Origin of the sequence: Brevibacterium aurantiacum, assembly GCF_900169065.1 — a bacterium.
In the GTDB taxonomy this organism is placed as follows: domain Bacteria; phylum Actinomycetota; class Actinomycetes; order Actinomycetales; family Brevibacteriaceae; genus Brevibacterium; species Brevibacterium aurantiacum.
The window spans coordinates 38,270-63,596 of sequence record NZ_FXZB01000015.1 but is presented as its reverse complement, the minus strand read 5'-3'; the positions used below and the strand labels follow the sequence as shown (position 1 = coordinate 63,596).

General features: G+C 63.6%; 22 protein-coding genes and 1 riboswitch. Of the genes, 8 read left to right on the top strand and 14 right to left on the bottom strand.

The genetic code is table 11. The features are described 5' to 3' along the window. Nucleotides 1-89: 89 nt before the first annotated feature. On the top strand, nucleotides 90-1,820 hold the full coding sequence (locus tag BAUR9175_RS11580) for an ABC-ATPase domain-containing protein (RefSeq protein WP_101583831.1): 1,731 nt from the start codon (nucleotides 90-92) through the stop codon (nucleotides 1,818-1,820). 3 nt (nucleotides 1,821-1,823) lie between these two features. Here BAUR9175_RS11580 and BAUR9175_RS11575 read toward each other — a convergent pair whose 3' ends face one another. Both BAUR9175_RS11575 and BAUR9175_RS11570 read right to left on the bottom strand, forming a co-directional pair. Continuing rightward, nucleotides 1,824-4,082 carry a thioredoxin domain-containing protein gene (locus BAUR9175_RS11575; protein WP_101583830.1) on the bottom strand — a complete coding sequence of 753 codons (2,259 nt, stop codon included), beginning with the start codon at nucleotides 4,080-4,082 and terminating at the stop codon, nucleotides 1,824-1,826. A gap of 44 nt (nucleotides 4,083-4,126) precedes the next feature. Beyond that, nucleotides 4,127-4,519 carry a helix-turn-helix domain-containing protein gene (locus BAUR9175_RS11570; RefSeq protein ID WP_009883409.1) on the bottom strand — a complete coding sequence of 131 codons (393 nt, stop codon included), beginning with the start codon at nucleotides 4,517-4,519 and terminating at the stop codon, nucleotides 4,127-4,129. A gap of 205 nt (nucleotides 4,520-4,724) precedes the next feature. Between BAUR9175_RS11570 and BAUR9175_RS11565 the strand changes: the two genes are divergently transcribed. Continuing rightward, complete coding sequence (locus BAUR9175_RS11565) at nucleotides 4,725-5,618, top strand: hypothetical protein (protein ID WP_009883410.1); 894 nt, start codon at nucleotides 4,725-4,727, stop codon at nucleotides 5,616-5,618. A gap of 40 nt (nucleotides 5,619-5,658) precedes the next feature. On the opposite strand, the gene BAUR9175_RS11560 is transcribed toward BAUR9175_RS11565, so the two are convergent. Next, the gene (locus BAUR9175_RS11560) at nucleotides 5,659-6,474 is read right to left on the bottom strand and encodes a glycerophosphodiester phosphodiesterase (RefSeq protein WP_009883411.1); all 816 of its coding nucleotides are present in this window, start codon (nucleotides 6,472-6,474) and stop codon (nucleotides 5,659-5,661) included. Nucleotides 6,475-6,801: 327 nt separating this feature from the next. On the opposite strand from BAUR9175_RS11560, the gene BAUR9175_RS11555 reads away from it, so the two are divergent. Beyond that, on the top strand, nucleotides 6,802-8,295 hold the full coding sequence (locus tag BAUR9175_RS11555; RefSeq protein ID WP_069599360.1) for an alanine/glycine:cation symporter family protein: 1,494 nt from the start codon (nucleotides 6,802-6,804) through the stop codon (nucleotides 8,293-8,295). A 97-nt stretch (nucleotides 8,296-8,392) separates the two neighbouring features. Then, nucleotides 8,393-8,692 carry a hypothetical protein gene (locus BAUR9175_RS11550; protein WP_101583828.1) on the top strand — a complete coding sequence of 100 codons (300 nt, stop codon included), beginning with the start codon at nucleotides 8,393-8,395 and terminating at the stop codon, nucleotides 8,690-8,692. A 54-nt stretch (nucleotides 8,693-8,746) separates the two neighbouring features. On the opposite strand, the gene BAUR9175_RS19690 is transcribed toward BAUR9175_RS11550, so the two are convergent. From BAUR9175_RS19690 to BAUR9175_RS11505, 10 genes are all read right to left on the bottom strand, one after another. After that, the gene (locus BAUR9175_RS19690; protein WP_009883414.1) at nucleotides 8,747-8,875 is read right to left on the bottom strand and encodes a hypothetical protein; all 129 of its coding nucleotides are present in this window, start codon (nucleotides 8,873-8,875) and stop codon (nucleotides 8,747-8,749) included. A gap of 40 nt (nucleotides 8,876-8,915) precedes the next feature. Continuing rightward, the gene (locus tag BAUR9175_RS11545; protein ID WP_096159414.1) at nucleotides 8,916-9,389 is read right to left on the bottom strand and encodes a nucleotidyltransferase domain-containing protein; all 474 of its coding nucleotides are present in this window, start codon (nucleotides 9,387-9,389) and stop codon (nucleotides 8,916-8,918) included. Between the two features lie 200 nt (nucleotides 9,390-9,589). After that, nucleotides 9,590-9,982, bottom strand: coding sequence for an ectoine synthase (locus BAUR9175_RS11540; RefSeq protein WP_069599358.1), 393 nt, complete (start codon nucleotides 9,980-9,982; stop codon nucleotides 9,590-9,592). Nucleotides 9,983-10,137: 155 nt separating this feature from the next. Then, on the bottom strand, nucleotides 10,138-11,436 hold the full coding sequence (ectB, locus tag BAUR9175_RS11535) for a diaminobutyrate--2-oxoglutarate transaminase (protein WP_069599357.1): 1,299 nt from the start codon (nucleotides 11,434-11,436) through the stop codon (nucleotides 10,138-10,140). A gap of 167 nt (nucleotides 11,437-11,603) precedes the next feature. Beyond that, nucleotides 11,604-12,026: a diaminobutyrate acetyltransferase gene (ectA, locus tag BAUR9175_RS11530; protein WP_009883418.1), complete on the bottom strand. Its 423-nt coding sequence runs from the start codon at nucleotides 12,024-12,026 to the stop codon at nucleotides 11,604-11,606. A gap of 641 nt (nucleotides 12,027-12,667) precedes the next feature. Beyond that, nucleotides 12,668-14,146, bottom strand: a complete 1,479-nt coding sequence (locus tag BAUR9175_RS11525) for an L-serine ammonia-lyase (protein WP_096162442.1) — start codon at nucleotides 14,144-14,146, stop codon at nucleotides 12,668-12,670. Between the two features lie 115 nt (nucleotides 14,147-14,261). Further along, entirely contained in the window at nucleotides 14,262-14,660 is a 399-nt protein-coding gene (gene gcvH, locus BAUR9175_RS11520) for a glycine cleavage system protein GcvH (RefSeq protein ID WP_009883420.1), read from the bottom strand. A gap of 92 nt (nucleotides 14,661-14,752) precedes the next feature. Further along, the gene (locus tag BAUR9175_RS11515) at nucleotides 14,753-16,036 is read right to left on the bottom strand and encodes an aminomethyl transferase family protein (protein ID WP_101583826.1); all 1,284 of its coding nucleotides are present in this window, start codon (nucleotides 16,034-16,036) and stop codon (nucleotides 14,753-14,755) included. Continuing rightward, entirely contained in the window at nucleotides 16,036-18,987 is a 2,952-nt protein-coding gene (gene gcvP / locus BAUR9175_RS11510) for an aminomethyl-transferring glycine dehydrogenase (RefSeq protein ID WP_101583824.1), read from the bottom strand. The genes BAUR9175_RS11515 and gcvP overlap by 1 nt, the downstream gene beginning before the upstream one ends. 116 nt (nucleotides 18,988-19,103) lie before the next feature. After that, nucleotides 19,104-19,192, bottom strand: a riboswitch (glycine riboswitch). A 318-nt stretch (nucleotides 19,193-19,510) separates the two neighbouring features. Next, nucleotides 19,511-20,311 (bottom strand): SDR family oxidoreductase, encoded by an 801-nt coding sequence (locus BAUR9175_RS11505; protein WP_101583822.1) that lies wholly within the window; start codon nucleotides 20,309-20,311, stop codon nucleotides 19,511-19,513. Nucleotides 20,312-20,431: 120 nt separating this feature from the next. Between BAUR9175_RS11505 and BAUR9175_RS11500 the strand changes: the two genes are divergently transcribed. Beyond that, on the top strand, nucleotides 20,432-21,007 hold the full coding sequence (locus BAUR9175_RS11500; protein ID WP_029417090.1) for a DUF1990 family protein: 576 nt from the start codon (nucleotides 20,432-20,434) through the stop codon (nucleotides 21,005-21,007). On the opposite strand, the gene BAUR9175_RS11495 is transcribed toward BAUR9175_RS11500, so the two are convergent. Beyond that, entirely contained in the window at nucleotides 20,954-21,853 is a 900-nt protein-coding gene (locus tag BAUR9175_RS11495; RefSeq protein WP_009883426.1) for a LysR substrate-binding domain-containing protein, read from the bottom strand. The two genes, BAUR9175_RS11500 and BAUR9175_RS11495, sit on opposite strands and share 54 nt — an antisense overlap. A gap of 139 nt (nucleotides 21,854-21,992) precedes the next feature. On the opposite strand from BAUR9175_RS11495, the gene BAUR9175_RS11490 reads away from it, so the two are divergent. The 3 genes from BAUR9175_RS11490 (at nucleotide 21,993) to fabG (ending at nucleotide 25,308) form a co-directional block, all read left to right on the top strand. Beyond that, entirely contained in the window at nucleotides 21,993-23,222 is a 1,230-nt protein-coding gene (locus BAUR9175_RS11490) for a CaiB/BaiF CoA transferase family protein (RefSeq protein WP_083248629.1), read from the top strand. A gap of 73 nt (nucleotides 23,223-23,295) precedes the next feature. Continuing rightward, on the top strand, nucleotides 23,296-24,459 hold the full coding sequence (locus BAUR9175_RS11485) for an acyl-CoA dehydrogenase family protein (protein ID WP_101583820.1): 1,164 nt from the start codon (nucleotides 23,296-23,298) through the stop codon (nucleotides 24,457-24,459). 51 nt (nucleotides 24,460-24,510) lie between these two features. Next, nucleotides 24,511-25,308, top strand: a complete 798-nt coding sequence (gene fabG, locus BAUR9175_RS11480; protein ID WP_096146950.1) for a 3-oxoacyl-ACP reductase FabG — start codon at nucleotides 24,511-24,513, stop codon at nucleotides 25,306-25,308. Nucleotides 25,309-25,327 lie beyond the last annotated feature (19 nt).

Below are 25,327 nucleotides of genomic sequence, written 5' to 3'. Positions count from 1 at the left end.
GCGGCATGCGTGTAGCCGACCCTGGTGAACGCACCCAGCACGGGCTGACTCTTGGCCTGCGTTGACCTCTATCAAGTAGCATTCCACGGATGAACTCCCCACGATCGAATCTTGCATCCACCCTGCACAACCTCGATGGCCGCAGCTACGGAAACTACAAGCAGATCCGCGGCAGCTACGAGTTCGGGCCGGTCACCGTGTTCATCGATCGAGTCCAGGTCGACCCCTTTGCTTCCCCGTCGAAGGTCCGAATCAGGATCAACCGCGCCGAGGCGGGGTTCCCCACTGACATCACCACCGAACGGGCAGATCGCATCGCCGCCTCTGACTTCCTCTTCCGCGTCGGTGATTCGTTCCTGCACCGCAACGACCGGCGCTCGATCATCCTCGGACGTCCGGGCCAAGAAGTTCTTGAGCGCACCAATGTCGTCATCGACGATGACGGCTTCGAAGCTCGCCTGCTCGTCAATCTCCCTGCTCGCGGCCGGCGCATCCTGGGCCATCAGGCAGCCGACATCCTCACCCGCGATGTGCCCGAGCTCGCTCAGGCCATGTTCGTTCACTCCAATCTGCGCGCTGATGGCCTACACGAGCACGTCCAGCTCCACCGGGATCAATTGGAACTGCAGAACCACCTCGGCGAGGAAGGGCTCCTCGCGTTCATCGGCAACGATTCGATCCTGCCGAGGCGTTCGGGAGACTCGGATCTGCCCATGGACTCTCACGCTGTGGCGTTCACCAGCCCCACCTCACTTGAACACACCGTCACGCTCTCGAGCGGACGCAGCCTCACGGGCATGGCGATCCCGCATGGCGTCACCGTCATCGTCGGCGGCGGGTACCACGGCAAGTCGACGATCCTGCGTGCTCTCGAACGCGGCGTCTACCCGCACATCGCAGGCGACGGACGCGAATGGGTCATCACTGAACCCAGCGCCACCTCCATCCGGGCCGAGGACGGTCGCGCCGTGACCGGCGACGACATCTCGCCCTTCATCAACAATCTCCCATCCGGCACTGACACAGGATCCTTCACCACAACGAATGCGAGCGGCTCGACCTCGCAGGCGGCCAACCTCGTCGAGGCTGTTGAGGTCGGTGCACGTTCACTGCTCATCGACGAAGACACCTCGGCGACGAACTTCATGATCCGCGATGAGCGCATGCGTGCGCTGATCCCGGCCGACCGCGAACCCATCACACCGTTCGTCGACCGCATCCGCCCGCTGTTTTCCGAACGAGGGGTGTCCACGGTCTTAGTCGCCGGTGGATCGAGTGCGTTCTTCGAAGTCGCCGACCACGTCATCGCCCTCGACGCCTACGTACCGCAGGAGGTCACCGAGAAGGCGCATGAGCTCGTCGGTGTGAACCCGGCAGATTTCGCGAGTACGAGCCCAGCCGGCTCAGGCGATGACAAGTCCGACTCAGCCGGTGGCAGCAGCGACACATTTGCAACGCCTCGGCCCCGAATACCGACGGCAAAGGCACTGCGCCCGAGCTCGAAGACGAAGTCAGCGAAGGCGAAGGGCCTCGGCCAGGTCCAGTTCGGCAAGGCATTCATCGACCTCAGCGCCGTGTCTCAGCTCGTCGATGTGCAGCAGACGGCGGGCATCGCCGAGGCGCTGGAGTACATGGCAGAGATCTTCGACAACCGGACCTCACTGACCGAGGCGCTGGCCGAGATCGACGACATGCTCGATGCGCAGGGCGTCGATGGCCTGACCGGCAACCGCGACCATCCGGGACATGTCGCCCGACCGCGAGCCCAGGAGATCGCGGCCGCTCTCAACCGCTTCCGGGGGCTGCAGCTCGTCGAATGACGCTTAAGCGTCGAGCAGCTTTTTCAGATCCTCGGCCGTCGTCACCGGCAATGAGCACTGCGTTCCCTGACAGACGATGGCGGCGCCCTCGGGCACCTCAACCTCGGAACCGTCTTCGGCAGGAACGCCTGCTGCTCCGGTGATGAGCGTGACCGCCGGGTGCTTGGCCGCGATGTCGCTCAGTGTCGCATTGCGCGTTGCGACGCGAACCGGTTTGAGTGCCCGTTCCGATTGCCACAGCGCGTGGCCGCAGCCGCGAGGTGCTCGGCCGGCGAGCGCCCGGTAGACGCCGAGTAGTCGGTCGCGCAGTTCTAGAAGTCCGCCGGCGCTGAGGTCATCGGCAACGTCGTTGCCGGCATGAACACTGCTGCCTGCACTTCCGTCCACGCCGATCTCCGCGAGCAGAAGAGCCACTTCTGCCGCCGCCGAGCGGCCGGAGGGCACCGTATTGTCGACCGGGTCGGAAGCTCTCACATCGAGGATCTCATCACCCATGGAGTCGAAGACCTCGAGCACCTCATCCTCGGCGGTGAAGTTTGCGAACATTGTCGTACCCCATGACTTGAGGTCGTTCACCTGCACCGATGCATCCGGCAGCTGGCGGACCGTGATCCCTGCGGTGATGAACTGGGCCCAGTCGGCGAGGCCCGCCTGACCAGGTCCCGGGGTCTCACCAGTGAAGCTGCGACGAACGTCGAGCAACGTACCGGCACCATGTTCGGAGCCAGCGGCAGTACCGGGACCGCCGAAGCGCGCCACCATTGCATCCCACAAGTGCCCGGCCTGACTCCCCCAGCCCGCCGCTGCATCAGAGGACAGCGCAGCATCCGTGTACAGCGCTGCCTCGGCCAGTGCCGTGATCGCCAGCGAGTTCCATTCGGTGATCGTCTTCTCATCGCGAGCAGGCTGGGACCGCTGGTCCAACAGCTTCCTGAGCCCGTCCCTCTGCGCAGCCGTCGCGGAGGTCTCCCACGGAGTTGGGTGGTCCTCATCGAAGGGCACCTCGTCCATGCCCAACCAGTCGATGATGCGGATCGCAGCCACGACGGAGCCAGACAGCTCCGCGGCGGCGGGGGAATCGACGAGCTGGAGCAGCCCCTCCTCCCCCACCTCGGCGAACTCCTCGGGTGTGACGACGTATGCGGCACCCTCTTCGAGTACCCCGTCGCCGTTGAGGGAGTCCGCGTCGAGGGCTGCGATGAAGCGATCGCCGTCGGACAGGTCCGTGGTGAGGAAGTTCGCGGTGTCGGTGATCTCGCGTTCGGCGAGCGCCAGCCACTTCGAGTCTGGGTTGAGCGCGCGTTCGACCTTCGCCCACTGCACAGCAGCGCGCAGGTAGAGCCCGTTGTCGTAGAGCATCTTCTCGAAGTGCGGCACGAACCACTGCCTGTCGACGCTGTAGCGGGCGATGCCGCCGCGCACCTGGTCACGCATGCCGCCGCTGGCGATCCGCGCGAAGGTGCTGCGCACCGCAATGAGGCAGTCGAGGACGAGTTCACCCTCGAGGTGTCCGTCGGCGCCGACCCTGTCGACCCTTCCCGGAGCAAGTGCTTCCTCCCTCGCCGAGGTGGTTCCGCCCAATCGCACGAACGTGGCCAGGAGCTGCATGAGGTTCATCAGCGGCGGGAACTTCGGAGCCTTGCCGAACCCGCCCCAGGCCGGGTCGTAGGAATCGAGCAGGGATTCGGCGGCCGAGTCGAGTTCCTCGGCGCTCAACAGTTCAGAGGCGGCTTCAGCCGGCAGTGCGTCGGAGACGGCGCTGGCCATGTCGGCCAATCCACGGTCCATGCGCTGGGTCATCTCGGTCACCTCGTCGCGGCGATCCGTCCACGTCTGGGACACAGCCGAGAGCACCTGCGTGAACGCGGGCAGATTGCCTCGCGGAGCCGGCGGAAAGTACGTGCCGGCGTAGAAGGGACTGCCGGCAGGGGTGGCGAAGATGGTCATCGGCCACCCGCCCTGTCCACGCATGGCCTGGAGTGCGTTCATGTAATAGGCATCGATGTCCGGCAGCTCTTCACGGTCGATCTTGATCGGCAGGAAATTCTCGTTGATGATGCGGGCGATGGCTTCGTCTTCGAAGGATTCGTGGGCCATGACGTGGCACCAGTGGCAGGTGGAGTAGCCGATCGAGATGAGCAGGGGCACGTCACGACGGGCCGCCTCGGCGAGGTTGCCCTTCGTCCACATCCGCCAGTCGACGGGATTGTCAGCGTGGGCGCGGAGGTACGGGCTGGTGGACGACGCGAGTTCATTGGCCATGCCCCCAGCGTCTCATTGGGCGGCCCGAGTTGAGAAGCTGTGCCTCAGATCCCGAGTTCGTCTTCCAACTCCATGAGGTCTTGAATCGCTCGAGCGCAATCTGCCCGAAGCGAACGCCTGAATTCCACGACGTCTTCACGCCGCAGGCGAGTGTGAGTGCCAACAGAGTGTGAAGTCAGGCGGCCATCGCGGATGTGCTTCATCAGCGTCGGACGCGACATTCCCAGTATCTTCGCCGCCATAGTGGTCGTCAGCACTTCTGGTACTCGCCCGACGGTGATGGCATCACCGTGAGCAACCGACTCAAGCACGGCTTCAATGAGGTCAGCGACGCGGGGAGCCAAATCAGATTTCCGGATGACCCACTCGTTGTCGGTCCTCGTCGTTCGATCCAGCAGTTCTGCAACGGATGCAGACGTCGCTGAGTCAAACGTCATTTCGCGATTTCCAGTCAACTCAACCTCCACCTTTCAGATATAAGTGTAAATCGCTTCCAGATATAAATGAATCTTTAACCGGAAGCCGCCAGTCCAAACTCCCAGCTTCTACATCGACGGACTTCAGGACACCACCACAGCCAGCCCTCCCTATTCCAGCAAGGAAAGTGGCCACAAAATGCGACTCCCATGAGAGGATTCCCCCATGGATGAGCTGACATATTCGCAGGAAGCAGACCGCTTGGCCTCCCCTGACGACGGCCAGAATTCGGCAACCGACGTTGGCCCGTCTCCGATGCGCTTCACGATCGTCGCACTCGCGTTCATCGTTCATTTCGTCGCCTGGGTCGGCTTCTGTGCTCTCATGTACGCGAAGGCTGAGTACTATTCAGCCCAGAGCTTGCCAGCCGGAATTGCCATGTCCGCCCTGGCTTGCCTGGCCGGCGCCGCTGCCATCGTCATCGCACGCGAGCTCTCGCCCATCCCGCGCAGCATCATCACCGTGCTCAGCATCGCCATCTTCGGAATCTCGGCCATCGCCGAGGTCGTCGGAAGCATCGAACGACCGAGGCCGGAAATGTTGGCGCTGACCTTCACAGAATCCGCACTGCTCATCGGCGCGTTCGTGTTCCCGTTCGTCATCGCGGGGGTCCTCGTTACTGTAATGGGCAAGGCTGCGGCGGCAGACCGGGCGACAACCGGCCCGGGACTCGTTCTCCTCGCCTGCGTGGTGATCGTGTTCTGCTGCCACGCGCTGATGTTCCAAACCTTCGAACAGATTGCGCTGCCCTCGTGGTATCGGTCGGAGTGGCCGATCGCCCTGAGCTCTGCAGTCGCCACGGTCGCCGCAGTGTTCCTGCTTTTGCGCGCACAGGTCAACGCCTCGTCACCGGGATGGTCGCTGGCCATCAGAGCTTCCGGCTTCATCACCCTGGTCTGCGGAATGTATCTGTGCAATCTCGCCACAGGCCAGCTGGTGGCTTTCTTACCTCTTGGCGCCCTGATCCCGGTGTTGTGGCAGGGAGCAGTGCTGGGGCTCTTCATCGGCGCAGTGGCTCTGTTCGTCTCTGCGGCAGTGGCGAAGTCTCGGCGATCCTGAGGGCCAGCTGCTCTGAAGCCCGGCTGTTCTGAAGCCCGCCTCAGAGGTCTTCGACGACCTCGAGAAGTCGGTCGGGCCTGTTGGTGATGATGCCGTCGGCGCCGAGGTCGATGGCCTTCTCCATGTCCTCGACACTGTTGACGGTCCACACCAGGCTCGACATTCCCAGCCCGTGGACGTGGCCGAGGAAGGTCGCGTCGGCTGCGGTGTATTGCGGGTTGATCTGATCGACCCAGGTAGCAAAGTCGAGCAGTTCATCGGGGCAGGGCCGACCCAGAACACCGACAGGGATTTCTGGGGCCAAAGCGTGAAACTCGCGAACGAAGGCCCAGTCGCCGGACTGGACGACGAGCATTCCCGCGGCCAAAGCCCGGTCCAGATATTCAGGCACGGCAGTCAGGGACTCAACGAGCACCTCGGCGATTCCGGGATATTGGGCGGGCTTCTTAACCTCGAGGAGCAGCCCGGTGCGGGTCACGTGCACCAGATCCAGCACCTCGGCGAGGTGAGGGACCCTGACGCCGTTGTACACCTGCCCCCTCCACGAGCCCGCATCGAGGGCGGCGATCTCAGCAGTCGTCATGGCGCTCACGCTGGTATCGGCACGGTCGGGGTAGATCGTGCCGACGTTGGTGGTGCGGTCGAGGGTGTCGTCATGGATGACGATGAGGTCGCCGTCTTTGTTCATGTGGACGTCGATCTCGATCATGTCCGCACCCTGATCGATGCCGGCGACGAAGGCGGGGATCGTATTCTCGGGATGCTGCTCGGACGCTCCTCGGTGAGCGATGACCAGCGGGGGAACACGGGTGTGGGTGACTTCGGCGGTGGATTGGTTCAAGAGAGTGATTGGCATGGCGAGGACTCCTCAGGGGTGGCGGCTCAGAGCGACGGTGAGCGGCCGGTGGCGCAGTTCGTTGCGGATCAGACTAAGCAACCAGAGCAAGGGCAGGATGATGATTGGGTAGACGTGACGTGAACCCTGGCAGAGCAGGCGCTCACAAGTGCGGCCGTGATTCCGTATGCTCGCTCGACTGCCTCGTGGTCGGTAATGAGCCAAACGCCGCCTGCCTGCGCACTGCAGGAGTGGGTTAGTGGCAGACTGAAGGCATACACAGCGGACGTTCAGGCACTCTTCCGCCCGAACCTCTGACCGCATGATTGCCGAAGGAGGCTCAGTTCCATGGAGATGCTGCAGAACGCACTCAACGGGATCGATTCCGTATCGTCCTATGTACTCGTTGCAGTCCTGATTCCCACTGGTCTGTATTTCACCATCCGCACCGGAGTGATCCAAGTGCGAATGCTCCCCGAAATGTTCCGCACGCTCGCCGAGCCGGGTGGACGAGACTCCGAGGGCAATAAGAACATCTCCCCGTTCCGCGCCTTCTCCATCTCTGCTGCCTCGCGAGTGGGCACGGCCAACATCGCCGGCGTGGCCTTGGCCATTTCGCTGGGCGGCCCCGGTGCAGTGTTCTGGATGTGGCTGACAGCCGTCGTCGGCGGTGCCACCGCGTTCGCCGAGTCCGCTCTCGGCCAGGTCTACAAGATGAAGGACGGCCCGAACTTCCGCGGCGGCCCGGCCTACTACATCCGGCACGGAATGAACATGAAATGGCTCGGCCTGGTCTTCGCCGTGATCGTCGCCATCACCTACGGCATCGTGTTCAACACGGTGCAGTCGAACTCGATCGTCGACGCGGTCGGTGCATCGTTCAATGTCGAGGACTCGAACTTCGCATTCTCAGCAATCGCCGGTGTGGTCATCGCCGTCGGCGCCTACCTGATCTTCGTCGGCGGAGCCAAGCGCATCTCGAACATCTCCGCCTACCTCGTGCCGATCATGGCCGGTCTCTACCTGATCGTCGGGATCATCGTCGTGGTGCTCAACCTCGGCGCCGTCCCCGACATGATCCTCACCATCTTCACCGATGCGTTCAGCATGGATTCCATCGCCGGTGGAACGCTCGGCTCGATCATGCTCATCGGCGTTCAGCGCGGCCTGTTCTCCAACGAGGCCGGAATCGGTTCCGTCCCGAATGCCGCAGCCACAGCATCGGCATCTCACCCGGCCAAACAGGGATTCGTGCAGGCACTGGGCGTGTACTTCGACACGATCCTCGTCTGCTCGATCACAGCGTTCATCATCCTGCTGTCGAACCCCGAATACGGCAGCTCTGCCGAAGGAATCCAGCTGACGCAGACGGCGCTGAGCGGGCAGCTGGGCCAGTGGGCAATCCACTTCCTCACCTTCGCGATCTTCTTCTTCGCCTTCTCCTCGATCCTCGGCAACTACTACTACGGCGAAGCCAATATCGAGCATCTGACCACCAGCAAAGTTGCCATGCGGGTGTACCAGGTGATCGTGATGGTGTCGGTCTTCATCGGGGCGATCGCGGCACTGGACATCGTCTGGACCGCGGCGAACATCTTCATGGCGATCATGGCTCTCATCAACCTCTTCGCTCTGCTGATGCTCTCACCGCTGGTGTTCAACCTGCTGAAGAACTACCAGCAGCAGCGTCGACAGGGACTTGAGCCGGTCTTCCACCGTTCCGATCTGCCCACGTTCAAGCGCATCAACACCGACATCGACGCTTGGGACGGCACAGACGAAGTCACCACTGCAAAGTTCTGGCAGGACCGCGGCAAGAAGGTGCGCCCGGACGACGATTGATGCTGTCGGCAGTTTGATCCTGAATGCGTATCGGGCGCCCCTTCCCTGGGGGCGCCCGATGTGGCTTTCACTGTTCTCTACCTAGGAGGAAGGCCCCATGACTGTGGATCGCACAGAGTTGGCCGATTCCCTCGCCGAGGCGACCGGGTGGTCGGTCACGGCCGATGCCCATCGAGTGACGTTCACCAATGATGATCCACCGCAGGTGGTCATCTGGACGGTCACCGATGCTGAGATCGGCGAACTCCGTTACAGCCAGAACCTCATGGCCAAGTCGGCCGGAGCCCGTCAGACCGCCGATCTCGGTGTGTTGGGGCTGCCTCTCTGCGAAGCACTAGGTCCGTTCGAAGGGTCTCGCGGATATATGCACGGGACAGACCTGATCATCCGCGAGTGACCTCGGTGTACTGCCCAGGGAGGTCAGCGCCTGGCCGACCTCATTCGCAGATGGTCAGCGCTTGGCCGACTTCGAGGTGGCGCCAGTCGCCCAGCTCGACTGGCCGAAGGTCACGCGGTAGGTCTTCTTGCTCTTCGTCTTGACCTTGTACGTGGCCTTGCCCTTCTTGGCCGCTCTGGCCATGTCTTCATATGCAGGAGATCCTTGGCGACAGCGACAAGCATCAGAGGAGCCTCTTATCGTGCAGGATGTCCGCGTCGAGCACAGGGTCAAGGCCGCCGTAGGAGATCAAATCGATCTCACGACCGAGAACCTTCTCAACTAGCTGCTTGAACTCGACAAAGTCGAACGAAGAGGTGCCCGGAGGCGGTTGCACTAATAGATCTATATCCGATTCCGCACGAGAGTCCCCTCGAGCCACGGACCCGAAGACTGCCAGCTCGGTGTATCGATACTTCTCAGCGACGAGCCGCAAAATCGGCGCTGCCGCTTCTAGCAGTTCCGCGGCTGACAAGTTGCCGAAATTAGTGGATGCCGCGACTTGCTGGCTGACGGCTGGCTGGCTTATTCCCAGAGAAGCTGCGATTTCGCGCTGACTCAGCCCAAGCACATTCATCGCGCGCAAGACGATGACCCTGCGCACGCGGGCAATCCCCTCTGCGCGCCGGGCATCGTTGTACTCCGCCACCAGCGTCACAAGGCAATCTTATCGCTCACCAGCATCGCGTTCCATACAAAAAGCTGGTGGCCACGGAACTGGGGCAAAACCCGCAGATTGCGGATCTACCTCAGTTCCGTGACCACCAGCTATGGGGTCCGGAGGCCGGACTCAACCTCGGTGATTGATCAACGGATCAGCCACCTCGGCGATGGAGCTTTTCAGCTCAGGAGAGGATCTCAGTCCTCTTCGACGATGAGCGGGTAGACGCCGTTCTCGTCGTGAGTCTCACGACCGGTGACCGGCGGGTTGAAGACGCAGGCCATGCGCAGCTCTTCCTCGGCGACCACGGTGTGCTTCTCGTGTCCGTCGAGCAGGTACATGGTGCCGTCAGAGAGCTCGTAGGTCTCGCCGGTCTCCTGATCGGTCAGAGTGCCCTTGCCCTGCACGCAGTACACGGCTTCGACGTGGTTCTGGTAGTGGAAAGTCGAGGTGGTTCCGGCGTAGATCACGGTGTCGTGAAGCGAGAATCCGACGCGCTCCTTGCCCAGCACCATGCGGCGGCTGCGCCAGGTCTCCGACTTGATATCGCGGTCGGTGTCATTGAGGTCATCGCGGTTGACTACGTACATTCGTGGTCCTTTCAATTGGCATATCAGACGGGTTGCCGATGCATCAGTCGAAATGTCGACCGATCCACCGGCAACGCGTCATTCAAGTTTCATGGTTGAGTCTCAGCGAACCGAAACTCGGCTTTCCAGGCTCTCGCGCTCAGCTGGGAGCAGGCTCAGACCGCCGCAGATTCTGCGTTGGTGGCCGGAGCGAACTTCAGCACAGCAGCCTCGATGATGTCGAGACCCTGTTCCAGATCGTGCGAGGAGATGGTCAGCGGAGGCATGATCTTCGTGACCTCATCCTTGGGACCCGAGGTCTCGAGGAGCAGGCCGTTTTCGAAGGCTTCTGCTGCCACCTTGCCGGCGACCTCGTCATCGGCGAAGTGGAGTCCGGCGAGGAGTCCGCGTCCACGGATGGATGCTCCCTCTGCCTTTTCCACGATCGAGTCGAGGCGCTGGTGCAGTGCGGCGATGGTGTCGGCCAATTCGTTCTGGAAGGTGTTGTCGGCCCAGAAGTTCTTGATCGCGGCGGTCGCCGTGACGAATGCGGGGTTGTTTCCGCGGAAGGTTCCGTTGTGCTCGCCCGGTTCCCAAACATCGAGCTCGGGGCGGAAGAGGGTCAGTGCCATCGGCAGACCCGAACCGGAGATCGACTTCGACAGGCAGACGATGTCTGGCTCGATGCCGGCCTCTTCGAAGCTGAAGAAGGATCCGGTACGGCCACAGCCGGCCTGCACGTCATCGACGATGAGGAGGATGTCGTGCTTCTTGGTCAGCTCGGACAGGGCGCGCAGCCATTCGGCGCGTGCGGCGCGGAGGCCGCCTTCACCCTGCACGGTCTCAACGATGACAGCGGCTGGCTTGTCGACGCCGGAGCCGGAGTCTTCGAGGACCTTCTCGAGCCACAGGAAGTCTGGGATCTCTCCGTCGAAGTAGTCGTCGTAGGGAATCTTCGAGCTGTTGGTCAGCGGGATGCCTGCGCCTTCGCGCTTCATCGAGTTGCCGGTCACCGACAGCGATCCCAGGGTCATGCCGTGGAATGCGTTGGTGAAGGACAGCATGTGCTGACGTCCGGTGACCTTACGAGCCAGCTTGAGGGCAGCCTCGACGGTGTTGGTTCCCGTTGGTCCGGGGAACATCACGGTGTAGTCGAGTCCGCGTGGCTTGAGGATGAGGTCCTGGAAGGTCTCGAGGAACTCACGCTTGGCCGGGGTCTTCATGTCCAGCGAGTGCAGGACTGCACCCGACTGGAGGTACTCGATGAGAGGGTTCATCACGACGGGGTTGTTGTGCCCGTAGTTGAGTGCTCCGGCGCCGGAGAAGAAATCGATGAATTCCTTGCCGTCTTCGCCCCACTGCTTCGCACCCTGTGCCTTGGCAAAGGTGGCGGGCCAGGAGCGCGAGTATCCTCGCACCTCTGATTCGCGGGTTTCAAAGATGTCGGGCTTCGTGGTCTTAGAGTTTTCGGTCATCACTTGAGTCCTTTCGACTTCTGGATTACGCACTTGCCTCGTGAGCAAGCGCCTAGGCGGTGGCCGCGACCGATCAACATCGGGTACGGCTGTCGCCGGTCGGCACCCTCAGACGGAATCAGTTGATCCCTCGGACGCCAGGTGGCACCAGGCTTTTCAGCGGTGCATCACAGTGGTGCGATCTCGTACAGGTATTCTGTGTCGTGACCGTCCGGGTACAGATCCGGAGTGATCAGCGCGCTTCGTTCGCAATTAGCGTCACGCTGCTCAGCGAATGACTGGAACAGACGGTTTGAAGCGTCGTTGTCATCGGTGATCGTCGTCTCCAGGCGGAGCGCATTGGTGCGATCGGCCAGCTCGTTGAGCATGGTCTTCGCCAATCCGTGTCCGCGGAAGTCCGACGAGACTGCGACCTGCCAGATCATCAGCGTGTTAGGCCGATCCGGGCGGGTGTAGCCGGTGACGAACCCGGCGGGCTCTCCGCCGATTCGCGCGATCGTCGAGGTGGCCGAGAAGTCTCGGCACCACAGAATGTAGGAGTACGAGGAGTTCAGGTCGAGAACGGCCGAATCTTTAGCCAGTCTCCACATGTGTTGACCGTCTTCCATAGTTGGAACACGGACATCGGTTTCTGTTTGAGGTTCAGCGACTGCGTTTCTCACGCCTTCAAACCTAACGACCTGAGGATGAGCGTCAACTCGAAAACCGGTGATTCACGCCCCATTCAGTGGTGATTCCCGCGCGTGTTCCCGACGTCACGAACCGGGGTTTCCCCATGGCATCTCTGGGATGCGCCAGGGCGCTCTTCCGCGCTCATTCCGGGGCAGAGCTTCGTTATCGTTTCGTTACATTTCAGCACTTTTGGAACAGCGGTTCCACGGTTGTTCCACGTTTCGACGCCACCTCGGGGCATGACTTCCGGATGACTATTCGGGGTGCCGGAGACAGCCATCCGGCTGGACGGCGGGAAAGGCAGGGAGGGTTGCTGGATAGGGCAATGCATGGATGCGGGTGAGGGCAGCGGGTGTCAGATACCGGCCTCTCACGCAGCTGAAACAGGCAGCAGGAAGCGACTTTTCACCGAGACAGCGCCTGCGTGTCGAAGCCCCTATGCCCACAGCGATGTTTCGACGCGCAGGCGGGGTTTCGACGGCACCGGAGGGTGAAAACCTAGCGCGGCAGCCTCGAGGACGCTGGAAGGGCCGCCCATACGACAGCCCCGCGGGCTACCTCAGCATTCGACGACGTTGACGGCGAGGCCGCCCTGCGCTGTCTCCTTGTACTTCGAGCTCATGTCCGCACCTGTCTGGCGCATCGTCTCGATCACCTCGTCGAGGCTGACCCTGTGCTGGCCATCGCCCCACAGGGCCATCCGGGAGGCGTTGATGGCCTTGCCTGCCGCGATCGCGTTGCGTTCGATGCAGGGGACCTGCACGAGCCCGGAGATCGGGTCGCAGGTCAGGCCCAGGTTGTGCTCCATGGCGATCTCGGCGGCGTTCTCGATCTGCTCCGGGGTGCCGCCCATGATCGCGGCCAGTCCCCCGGCAGCCATCGAGGAGGCGGATCCGACCTCGCCCTGGCAGCCCACCTCGGCGCCGGAGATGGATGCTCTCTCCTTATAGAGGACACCCACCGCCGCCGAGGTGAGCACGAAGTCCACGATCGCCGCGTGCTTGGCAGCCTCGCCGCCCTTGACCACGGAATCCACGTAGTTGAGCGCATAGTGGAGGACTGCGGGGATGATGCCGGCAGCGCCGTTCGTCGGTGCGGTGACGACGCGTCCGCCCGAGGCGTTCTCCTCGTTGACGGCCATGGCGATGAGATTGACCCACTCCAGGTAGTAGCCGGGGTCGCGGTCGGGATCCTCGGCCTTGAGCTTGAGGTACCAGTCGTGGGCGCGCCTGCGCACGTTGAGCCCGCCCGGCAGGTAGCCCGAGCGGTCCAGGGACGCCGAAGCGCACTCTTCCATCACGGAGTAGATGTGCAGGAGGCCGTGACGGATCTCGTCCTCATCGCGCATCGACTTCTCGTTGGCGAGCATGATCTCGGCGATCGACATGTCGCTTTCCTTGCAGCGCTGCAGGAGTTCGACGGCCGAGTGGAACGGGTACGGGAGCTCTTCGCTGTAGGACTGCAGCTCGGCGTCGACGACAGCATCGGCAACGGCGAACTCGCTGGTGTCGTCCTCTCCCGACTCAGCAACAACCTCGGCGGCCTGCTCCTTCTCCAGGAACTCGGTCTCGGAGGTGACGAAGCCGCCGCCGACGGAATAGTAGGTCTCTTCGGCCAGGGTCTGGCCTTCGGCGTCGAAGGCTGTGATGGTCATGGCGTTCGTGTGGCGAGGCTTGATGGTCAGGGGACGCTTGACCATGTCGTCCTCGGTGAAGGCGATCTCGACGCCGTGCCCGACTGCGTCGCCGAGGAGGATCGTCCCGGTTTCGGACATACGGGTCCGGCGGGCGGTGAGTTCATTGGCTTCGACAGCGTCGGGTGCACAGCCTTCCAGGCCGATCAGGATGGCGTCGAAGGTGCCGTGTCCGGCACCGGTGGCGGCGAGGGATCCGAAGACATCAACCTTGATGCTTGCAACGGATCCCAGCTTGTCGCCCAGAAGTGTGGGGAAGCTCGATGCCGCTCGCATCGGGCCGACGGTGTGGGAACTCGACGGGCCGATGCCGACGGTAAAGAGATCGAAGACGCTCAATGGCATGAAAGATACTCCGATTCTTTTCGGGTGATCGATGGGACCGACCGGGCCGGGTCGTTCCGGCCCAGTCAGGCCGGATGACTCCAGCCGTGGTCGGTCCCATCGGTCGGAGGGTGTGTCAGAGGGAGTTGGCCTCTGCGTAGCCTGCTGCGTCCATGACTTCGCCCAGTTCGGTGACGTTGACTTCGAACAGCCAGCCGTCGCCGTAGGGGTCGGAGTTGAGCACGCCGGGGTTGTCCGTGGCGGCCTCGTTGATGGCGGTGACCTCGCCGGTGACCGGGCAGTAGAGGTCGGAGACCGACTTGGTCGATTCGACCTCGCCACAGGTCTCGCCTGCGGTGACGGTGTCGCCGACCTCTGGCAGGTCCACGTAGACGACCTCGCCGAGGGCGTCAGCGGCGACCGCGGTGATGCCGATCTTCACCGTGTTGCCGACGATGGCGTCGGCTCCGGCGTTGATCCACTCGTGCTCAGCGGAGTAGGTGAAGTTCTGTGGGAGCGGGGGCAATTCAGCCATGATTGTCCTTTTCTGCTTAATTGACAGCTAGTTGGTGAGCAGGTGCCCCCAGTGTACGAGCCACCGGGGGCAACAGCATCAGGATCGACGGATCAGTTCTCGCCGCGCTTGTAGAACGGCAGCTCGGTCACGGAGAACTCATGTGCCTTGCCGCGGATGTCCACGAATACGGGCGTGCCTGGGTCGGCGAGTCCGCGGTCGAGGAACGCCAGAGCGATCGGGTGGCCCAGCGTCGGCGAAGGCTGTCCGGAGGTGATGGTCCCGACGGTCGTCCCGCCTTCGGCGCCGACCTCGTCTGCCGAGGCGAAGACGCTCGCCCCGGATCGTGCGGCACGACGACCCGCGGAGGTGAGTCCGACGAGCACCCGCGGAGGCTCGGTCTCCCCCAGCTTGGCCAACGCGTCGCGGGCGGCGAAGTTCTCCTTCGTTGTGAACCCGATCATGCGGCCGAGTCCGACGTCGAAGGGCGAAGTCTCGAGGCTGAGTTCGTTGCCGTAGAGCGGCATACCCGCTTCCAAGCGCAGCGAGTCACGCGAGGCCAGGCCGCAGGGCACGAGGCCGTAGTCGGCACCAGCAGTCGTCAGGGTCTCCCACAGACGCGGCGCGGCGATGTTAGGAATGTAGAGCTCGAAGCCGTCCTCGCCGGTGTAGCCGGTGCGTGCGAGCATCAGGTCGATGCCCGCGATCGTCAGCGGCATCCACGCGTAGTACTTCAGCTCCCGGACCGCCTCGCCGACGGTGATTCCGGTCGAGTTCACCGCGGAATCATCCGCGGATCCGTCGACGGCTGCATCGTTAGCCGCAGATCCGTCCGCCGAGGTGGTCGCTGGCACGAATTCCCCATGTGCACCCTCGTCGAGGGCACGGAGGATGATGGCCTCGGAGTTCGGCCCCTGCACGGCGATGAGGGCAGTGTCTTCGGACTCGTCGAAGAGTTTGGCATCGGCGCCCGGGGACTCGTCACGCAGAAAGGCCTGCAGCCGTTCCTTCAATGCTGCGACCACGGTCGGAGTGTTCGAGGCGTTGGGGACGATGAGGAACTCTTCGTCTCCGATCCGGTAGGTGATGAGGTCATCGAGGAGGTAGCCTGCCTCGTTGACGAGCACACCGTACTTGGCCTTGCCGATCTTCATCTTCGAGTACTTCGCCACGAGCGCGTAGTCGAGGAATGCCGCAGCGTCGGAGCCGGTGAGGCGGACTTCGCCCATGTGGGAGAGGTCGAAGATGCCTGCGGCTTCGCGCACGGCACGGTGCTCAGCCAGTTCGGACCCGTACTTCAGCGGCATGTCCCAGCCGCCGAAGTCGGTGAAGGATGCGCCCAGCTGGGCATGGATATCGTGCAGCGGGGTCTCCCGCGGCGAATTCTCAGTACTCATCAGTCGGCCTCTTCCTCGTTGTCTTCGAAGGCCTCTGGCGGTGGGCAGCTGCACACCAGGTTGCGGTCGCCGTAGGCACCGTCAATCCGGCTCACCGGTGGGAAGTACTTGGTCTGGCGCAGCCCCTTGACTGGGAAAACGGCAGTCTCGCGGGAGTACTTGGCGTCCCAGTCATCCATCACCACGGTGGCCGGGTGCGGGGCACCGGCCAGCGGTGACTCCTCGTAGGAGTAGGTGTCGCCGATGGCATCGATCTCTGCGCGGATGGTGCGCATGGCTTCGATGAAGCGGTCGAGTTCGGCCTTGTCCTCGGACTCGGTCGGTTCGACCATGAGGGTCCCTGGAACCGGGAACGCCAGGGTCGGGGCGTGGAAGCCGAAGTCGATGAGGCGCTTGGCCACATCCTCGGCGGTGACGCCGGACTTCGCGGTCAGCTCACGCAGGTCGAGGATCGTCTCGTGGCCGACGAGTCCGTGCTCACCCGAGTAGAGGATGGGGAACACGTCGTGGAGCTTGGACGCCAGGTAGTTCGCGCCCAGAAGTGCGGCACGGGAGGCCTCACGCAGACCGTCGCCGCCCATGAGTTCGAGATAGGCGAAGCTGATCGGCAGGACGCCGGCGGAGCCGAACATCGAGGCCGAGATCGGCAGTTCGTGAGCGTCTTCCTTACCCGCAACGAGTTCCGCCGAGGTGGGATCGCCGGGCAGGTAAGGAGCGAGGTGTTCGCGCACTGCGACAGGTCCGACTCCGGGTCCGCCGCCGCCGTGAGGGATGCAGAAGGTCTTGTGCAGGTTGAGGTGTGAGACGTCGCCGCCGAATTCGCCGGGCTTGGCGAGTCCGACCATGGCGTTGAGGTTCGCACCGTCGACGTAGACCTGGCCGCCGGCTGCGTGGATCTTCTCGCAGACGTCACGGACCTCGGACTCGAAGATTCCGTTGGTCGACGGGTAGGTGATCATGATCGCGGCGAGCTTGTCCGCGTTCTTCTCGATCTTCGCGTCGAGGTCGGCGATGTCGACCGATCCGTCTTCGGCGGTCGCGATGACCTGGACCTTGAGACCGGCCAGGACTGCCGAGGCGGCGTTGGTGCCGTGGGCTGACTGCGGGATGAGGACCACGTCGCGGTCGGTGTCGCCGTTGGCGACGTGGAAGTTGCGGATCGCGAGCAGTCCTGCCAGCTCACCCTGGGAGCCGGCGTTGGGCTGCAGTGACACGCGGTCGTAGCCGGTGACCTCGACGAGCGAGTTCTCCAGGCGGGTGATGAGGGTGCGCCAGCCGTGGGTCTGCTCGGCCGGGGCGAAGGGGTGGATGGAGGCGAACTCGGGCCAGGTGATGGGTTCCATCTCTGCCGCGGCGTTGAGCTTCATCGTGCACGAGCCCAGCGGGATCATCGTCCGGTCCAGTGCCAGGTCACGGTCGGCCAGGGTGCGCAGGTAGCGCATCATCGAGGTCTCGGAGCCGTGTGCGCTGAAGATCGGGTGGGTGAGGAACTCGGTGGTGCGGTGGAACTTCTCGTCGAAGGCCGGGGTGGGCACGTGGTTGGCTCCGAATGTGCCCGCCGAGGCGGCTTCGAAGTTCGCTTCATCGACCCGGGCGATGATGCCCAGAGCTTCGAGCAGTCCGTTGGCATCGGCGACCGAGTGGGATTCGCCGAAGGAGACGCCGATGGTGGAGTCGTCGATGACGCGGATGTTGAAGCCGGCACGTTCGGACACGACTCGGGCGGCTTCTGCGTCGGCGACGCGGATGGCCACGGTGTCGAAGAACTCACGGGTGACCACCTCGGCGCCGGGGGCGGTGTCCGCAGCGGTCGCGAAGGCCTGGGCCAGGCGGTGGATGCGGGAGGCGATGCGGGTCAGGCCGACGGGGCCGTGGTAGACGGCGTACATCGATGCGACGTTGGCCAGCAGAGCCTGCGCGGTGCAGATGTTGGACGTGGCCTTCTGGCGGCGGATGTGCTGTTCACGGGTCTGCAGGGCCAGACGGTAACCGGGCTTGCCCTGGGCGTCCTTGGAGACACCGACGAGGCGGCCGGGCAGCTGACGCTGGAGACCGGACTTCACAGCCATGAAGCCGGCGTGGGGTCCGCCGAAGAACAGGGGAACACCGAAGCGCTGCGCCGAGCCCACGGAGATGTCGGCCCCCTGGGAGGCGGGATCCTTGAGCAGGGTCAGGGCCAGCAGGTCGGCGTCGAAGGTGACGAGGGCGCCGCGGTCATGGGCGCCGTCGACGGCTTCGGTGAAATCGCGGATGACGCCGGTGGTGCCGGGCTGGGCGCAGACGATGCCGAAGATGTCTTCGCCCACGAGGCCTTTGGCCAGGTCAGCGACGGTGACGCGGAAGTCCATGGCCTTCGCGCGGGCACGGACGACGGCGATGGTCTGCGGGTGGAGTTCGGAGTCGAGGACGACGGTTGTCCCCTTCTTCACGGCCCGACGCATCAGCAGGACCGCCTCGGCGACGGCGGTGGCCTCGTCGAGGAGGGAGGCGTTGGCGATGTCGAGGCCGGTGAGATCCTGGACGACCTGCTGGAAGTTGAGCAGAGCCTCGAGGCGACCCTGGGAGATCTCGGGCTGGTACGGGGTGTAGGCGGTGTACCAGGCGGGGTTCTCGACCAGGTTGCGGCGGATGACGGCCGGGGTGATCGTGTCGTAGTAGCCCTGGCCGATCATCTGCGTGCGCATGATGTTCTGACCGGCGATCGCGCGGAGGTCATCGAGGACCTCGGCTTCGGAGCGACCGGTGGGCAGGTCGAGTCCGTCGATCTGAATGGATTCTGGGACGGCTGCGCTGGAGAGCGCTTCGAGGGAGTCGTAGCCGAGTTCGACCAGCATGGCCTGGGTGTCGTCGGCGCGGGGGCCGATGTGCCGGTCGGAGAAGGGGCGTTCCGTGTCTCCGGTGGGCGCTGTGGTGTGCGCGAGTGAACTTGTGTGGGCGAGTGAACTGGTCATTGCCGTCCTCGGGTCGGTGTCGCGCCCGCCTATGGAGGACGCACTGAGCAGTGGTGGTCCTCCCCGTTCTGTCAGACTGACAGCGCGCGAGCGCGGTGGCGGTCCTTCAGATATGCCTGCAATCGGTGGTACTGGGCCTGAGAGTTTCCCGGGGAGGGAATTGCACCTACGGCGCTGCTTGAAGCAGCTCTCCCACGTCATGTCTTAACGGCAGTATTCAATTGTGTGGTTTCGCTTGTTGCTTGTCAGGTGTTGCGTGTTGCTGGTGTGGCTATGTACTTATGGCGCTAAGTCTAGTGGCTGGGATCACGGCGGACAAACACCGTGATGGGACTCGAATACCAGCAGTCGGAGAGCGCCTTCAGCGCGATTCGCGGATCCGCGGGATCCGGCCTGAAAGCCCCTTATAGCGGAGCAACGGCAATTGATGTGGAGGAATGGTCGTCCGAACACGGTTCCGGCGACCATTCCTCCACAGTCAATTCAGCCAGAAAGGCCAATTCTCCTCAGCGAACGAGGAGAATCAGGCATTGCCTCCGGCGGTGATGACTCCCCCGTCGGCGGTGAGCACCTGGGCGGTGATCCAATCCGCGTCGGAGGACGCGAGGTAGGCCACGGCAGCGGCGATGTCTTCGGGAGTTCCGAGGCGCTTGACCGGGTAAGCAGCCGAGACTTCCTCTTCCCTGCCTTCATAGAGCGCGGTGGCGAAGTCCGTCTTCACCACGGCAGGAGCGACGGCGTTGACCCTGATGTCCGGGCCGAGTTCGACGGCCAGGGACCGGGTCAGGTGTGAGACCGCTGCCTTCGAGATGCCGTAGAAGGAGATACCCGGGCTCGGCCGCTCCCCGGCGACGGAGGAGATGCTCACGACGCGTCCCTTGTTCTCACGGAAGTTCAGCCTCTCGTGGTGGACAGCCTCCTGGACCCAGGCGAGCGTGCCGAGGACGTTGACGTCGAGGATCTTGCGGGCCGCGTCGAGGTCGAGGTCGATGAGCGGACCGTAGACGGGGTTGATGCCGACGTTGGTGACCAACACGTCGAGGCGACCGAACTTCTCCGCGATCGTGTCATAGACCTCTGCACGGTGCTCGGGATTGTCCGACTTCCCGGCGATGGCCAGCGCGGTGCCTTCGGGGAACTGCGCGACCGCCTCGGCGAGGGCCTCGGGCTTACGTGCGGTGAGGACGACGGTGGCACCCTCGGCCTGCAGCCTCTGGGCGATGCCGAGGCCGATGCCGCGGCTGGCACCGGTGATGAGTGCGACCTGGCCTGCGAAGCGCTTGCCGAGGTGAGCCTGGGCGTCCGTGGTGGCGTGTTCTGTCATGTGTGAACTCCGTCGTTCGTGAAGGAAACCGAGCGTTCGCTCAGTGCGGTATTTGTATCGTAGGCAGGAGCAGGCGAGGATCACAAGGAGAAGTCGACGGAAAGCAGAAGGAGTTCGCGGATGAACCGTTTGGAGCACACCCTCGATCTCGGATCTGCCGAGCTGTTTCCCTTGGCGCGGGAGGCGATTCTGACGTGGAAGCTCCAGGAATCTGCCGGAGTCATTGCGCGTCCGGTGCGGCGAGCGCATGTCGGTCAGATCGTCGATCTCTGGCTCAACCCGGTCTGGCCGCGTCGAGCGGTGCGCCTGCGCGGTCGCGAGCTTTCGGTTCCGGTCGGCCCGTGCGAAGTCGTCGAGGTCATCGACACCGAAGTGACTGACGAGGAACGGCAGTTTCAACGAGCGGCGGGCTTCGTCTATCGCACTCTGCCGGGTCACCTGGAGTCCGGGGAACAGACCTTTCTTGTGACGGTCAGTTCGGACGACCGCCTGCGCGTCACCATCACGTCCGAATCGGTTCCCGGGCATCCGCTGCTGAAGGCCTTTGCCCCACTGTCGGTCGCGGCGCAGAAGATGATGGCCGCACGCTATGCGACCGGACTGAAGCGGATGCTGCAGCGGCTCCCCTCGCCTGGGCCCAGTTCACTCCACGGTCGGCAGCACATCCTCGGCGAGGGCCAGCACCGCATCCAGTGACGTCTTCCCATGGTCGGTTCGGTGCGCCAGGTACAGCGTCGAAGGTTCCTGCTCGATGTCGAGCGGCACGGCCACGGTTCCGGCCTCACGCGTATTCGCCGAGACCGAGTCGAAGGTGATTGAGATCCCCAACCCTGCGGCGACGAGGGCTCCAATCGTCTGCGAGTCCGGGGCCACCTGCGCCACGCGAGGCGTGAAGCCGGCATCGTGGCACAATCGCAGCGTGTTCTCGCGCAGCGTCGAACTGGGATGGGCGGGCAGTGTGATGAAGTCTTCGTCGGCGAGTTCGTCGACACGCAGGGAGGAGCGCCCTGCCAGCCGATGGTCTTCGGGCAGAGCTGCGCACAGGCGTTCGATCATGACCGTTCGTCCCGTCACTCCCGGCGGCTGTTTGTCCCATCTGACCAGTGCGAGGTCGAGGGTTCCGTCGACGAGTCGGGCCAGCCCCTCCTCGGCGAAGACATTGGACTCGAGGCTGAAGACGATTCCCGGATTCCGCCTCCGCGAGGCTGCCACCAGTGCCGCAGCCAGAGCACGCGAGGAGGATCTGGCGAAGCCGAAGCTGATGCGCCCGGTCTCCCCCGACGCCGCCCGCTGGACGGAATCGACGGCAAGGCTCTGGTATTCGAGCATTTTCCGGGCAGGTTCGATCAGCGCCTCGCCCTCCGGGGAGAGTTTCACATTCCGGGTCGTGCGCTGGAACAGCGAGACCCCGAGCTCGTCCTCGAGCGCCCGGATCGTGCGACTCAGCGGGGGCTGGAGCACTCCCAGTCGCTCGGCGGCGCGACCGAAGTGCAGTTCCTCGGCGACGGCGAGAAAGGCACGCACCTGCTGAATATCCATCATGTTCCGATCTCCTCCGCCGTCCTCTTAAATATCAATTCCGATAACAATTGCTTCTCATTATTGCTCACATTGCTATATTGTGGGGTGAAACACTCTGAGAAACCTCAGAGACGAGCAGAATCACCGGGAGCGTTCATCGATGAATGGCGAGTCAGCCGCGAGCCAGGCACCAGCGGATCAGGGTAAGACCGCAAGCAATCGGGCCGAGTCCATCGCCGGCTTCCTCCCCCGCACCGGCAATGGCCCCTTGAGCGGTCAGCTCGTCGTCGACTTCTCTCGAGTCCTCGCTGGCCCGTATTCGACGATGATGCTCGCCGACCTCGGCGCCACCGTCATCAAGGTCGAGGGCCCGAGTGGCGACGACACGAGGCACTGGGCACCCCCGGTCCGCGATGACGATGCCACCTACTATCTGTCGATCAACCGCAACAAATACGACATCGTCCTCGACTTCTCTGACGCTGATGACCTCGCCGTGGCCCAGAAGCTCGCCGCCCGGGCCGACATCATTGTTGAGAACTTCAAACCCGGTGGGCTGAAGAAGTTCGGCCTCGACTACGACTCGGTGTCAGAGACCAATGCCGAGGTCATCTACGCCTCGGTCACCGGTTTCGGCGCCCACAATGCCCTGCCCGGCTACGACCTGCTCGTCCAGGCGATGTCCGGATTCATGAGCGTCACCGGCGACCCGGATGGCTCGCCCTTCCGCGCCGGTGTCGCGATCTTCGACGTCATCACCGGCCTGCACACGACGATCGGCATCATGGCCGCGATCCAGCACAAGAACCTCACCGGCGAGGGCCAGCTGGTCCAGACCAATCTCATGTCCTCAGCGATGTCCGGCCTAGCCAACCAGTCGGGCGCCTACGCAGCGGCGGGTGTGACGCCGACCCGCATGGGCAACGCCCACCCGAGTCTCTACCCCTACCAGCCGATGGCGACCAAGGACGGCGAACTCATCGTGGCTGCAGCCAATGACGGTCAGTTCGCCAAGCTCGCCACCGCATTGGGACGGCCGGACCTCGCCGAGGACGAACGCTTCGCCAAGGCCAAGACCCGCAACGCCAATCGCGACCAGCTCGAACCCGAACTTCTCGAGGCCCTCCAAGCCCACACGGCTCAGAAGTGGTTCGAGAAACTCACTGCCGTCGGCCTGCCCTGCGCACCGATCAACTCCATCGCCCAGGGAGTCGAACGCGCAAAGGACCTCGGCCTCGAACCCATCGTCGACACCGGCGGCGGCGAGCGCGTCATCCCCACGATCCGCAATCCGATCACCCTGTCGAAGTCCGAGGTCTCCTACGACCTCGCCCCGCCAGAACTAGGGGCCGACTCCGATCGGGTCCGAGCCTGGCTCGACAGCCTCTAGACCACCTCGGCGAAACCCGGCAGCCACCTCGGCGACCACACAGACATCACCTCAACCACAAGGAGAACGAAGAATGGATACCTCGGAACTCGACGACGTCCTCTCGATCGTCCGCGAATTCGTCCGCGAGAAGGTCGTGCCCATCGAACTCGACATCGAGGCCAACGACGCCATCCCGGAGACGATCATCAAGGAATCCGCAGAGATGGGACTCTTCGGTTGGGCGCTGCCCGAGGAATACGGCGGCCTGGGCATGAATGCCGAACAGGACGCGCAGCTGGCGATGGAGCTCGGCTACACCACACCGGCCTTCCGGTCCGTCTTCGGCACGAACAACGGCATCGCCGGGCAGGTGCTCGTCAACTACGGCACAGATGAGCAGAAGAGCCAGTGGCTGCCGAAGCTGACCTCCGGCGAGGTCGTGGCCTCATTCGCTCTCACCGAATCTGAGGCCGGGTCCGACCCCTCGGGCATGCGCACCCGCGCCGTGCGTGAGGGCGACGACTACGTCATCAACGGCAGCAAGCGCTTCATCACCAACGCCGAGTCCTCCGATGTCCTCATGGTCTTCGCCCGCACCGACCCGAACGCAAAGGGCTCGAAGGGCATCTCCGTCTTCCTCGTCCCGACGAAAACTGCCGGCGTCACCGTCGGAACACATGACAACAAAATGGGACAGGCCGGAGCGTGGACCTCGGAGATCTTCTTCGACGACGTCCGCATCCCCGCCGCGAACCTCATCGGCGGAGAGGAGGAGAAGGGCTTCTACGCCGCGATGGCCTCACTGAACAAGGGTCGCCTGCACATCGCCGCGATCTGCGTGGGCCAGGCCACCCGCATCCTCGATGAGTCCGTGAACTACGCCGCCGAGGCGAAACAGGGCGGAGAGCCCATCGCCCGGTTCCAGCTGGTCCAGGCCATGCTCGCCGATATGTACACCGAAACCGCCGCCGCCAAGGCCCTGGTGCTCGCGGCTGCGAAACGTTGGGATGCCGAGGAGGATCGGAAGCTTGGCCCCAGTTCTGCGAAGCTCTTCGCCTCCGAAGCACTGGGCCGCATCGCCGATAAGGGTGTCCAGATCCAGGGCGGAACGGGCTACATGCGCGAGTCCGCCGTCGAGCGCTTCTACCGTCACGCTCGTCTCTTCCGCATCTATGAGGGCACCTCGGAAGTCCAGCGCGTCGTCGTTGCCCGACAGCTGCTCAAGGGCGCCCACAAACCACAGTTCAACCTGTAACTCGTCTACACGCTGAGAAGACACATCCTCATGCAAGGAAAGAAGGACCTGATGACCGACGCACCAGCCACCACCGCCTCCACCACCCAGGGCATCTCCGAGATCCCCGGCCTGCTCACCGGCAAGGTCGCCGTCGTCACCGGCGGCGCCCAGGGACTCGGCCTGGCCATGGCCCGCAGCCTCGTCAACTCCGGAGCAAAGGTCGTCCTCGGCGACATGAATGAGGAGAGCCTGCAGGCAGCCGTCGCCGAACTCGGCGGTGTCGACTCTGCTGCCGGGGTCGTGTGCAATGTGGCCTCACTGGACAACGTTGAGAAACTCGCCGAGGCGGCCACGACGACCTTCGGTGGCGTCGACATCTGGGTCAACAACGCCGGAATCACCCGCGATGCGACGATCCGGAAGATGACCGAGAAGGAGTTCGACGACGTCATCTCCGTCCACCTGCGCGGAACCTGGAACGGGCTCAAGGTCGCCACCGGTCTCATGCGCGAACAGGACCGCGGCGGCGCGATCGTCAACGTCTCCTCCATCAGCGGCAAGGTCGGCATGCTCGGCCAGTCGAACTACTCGGCAGCGAAGGCCGGCATCGTCGGCATGACGAAGGCCGTGGCCAAGGAGGTCGCATTCAAGGGCATCCGCATCAACGCGATCCAGCCCGGTTTCATCAACACCGCGATGACCGCGGCCATGCCCCAGCACGCCATCGACTCGAAGCTCGCCGAGATCCCCCTGGGCCGTCCCGGTGAGCCCGAAGAGGTCGCCTCGGTAGTGCTGTTCCTGGCCTCCGGCCTCTCCAGCTACCTCACCGGCACCGTCACCGAGATCTCCGGCGGTCGCCACATCTGATCGTCGCGCGTCACTGATC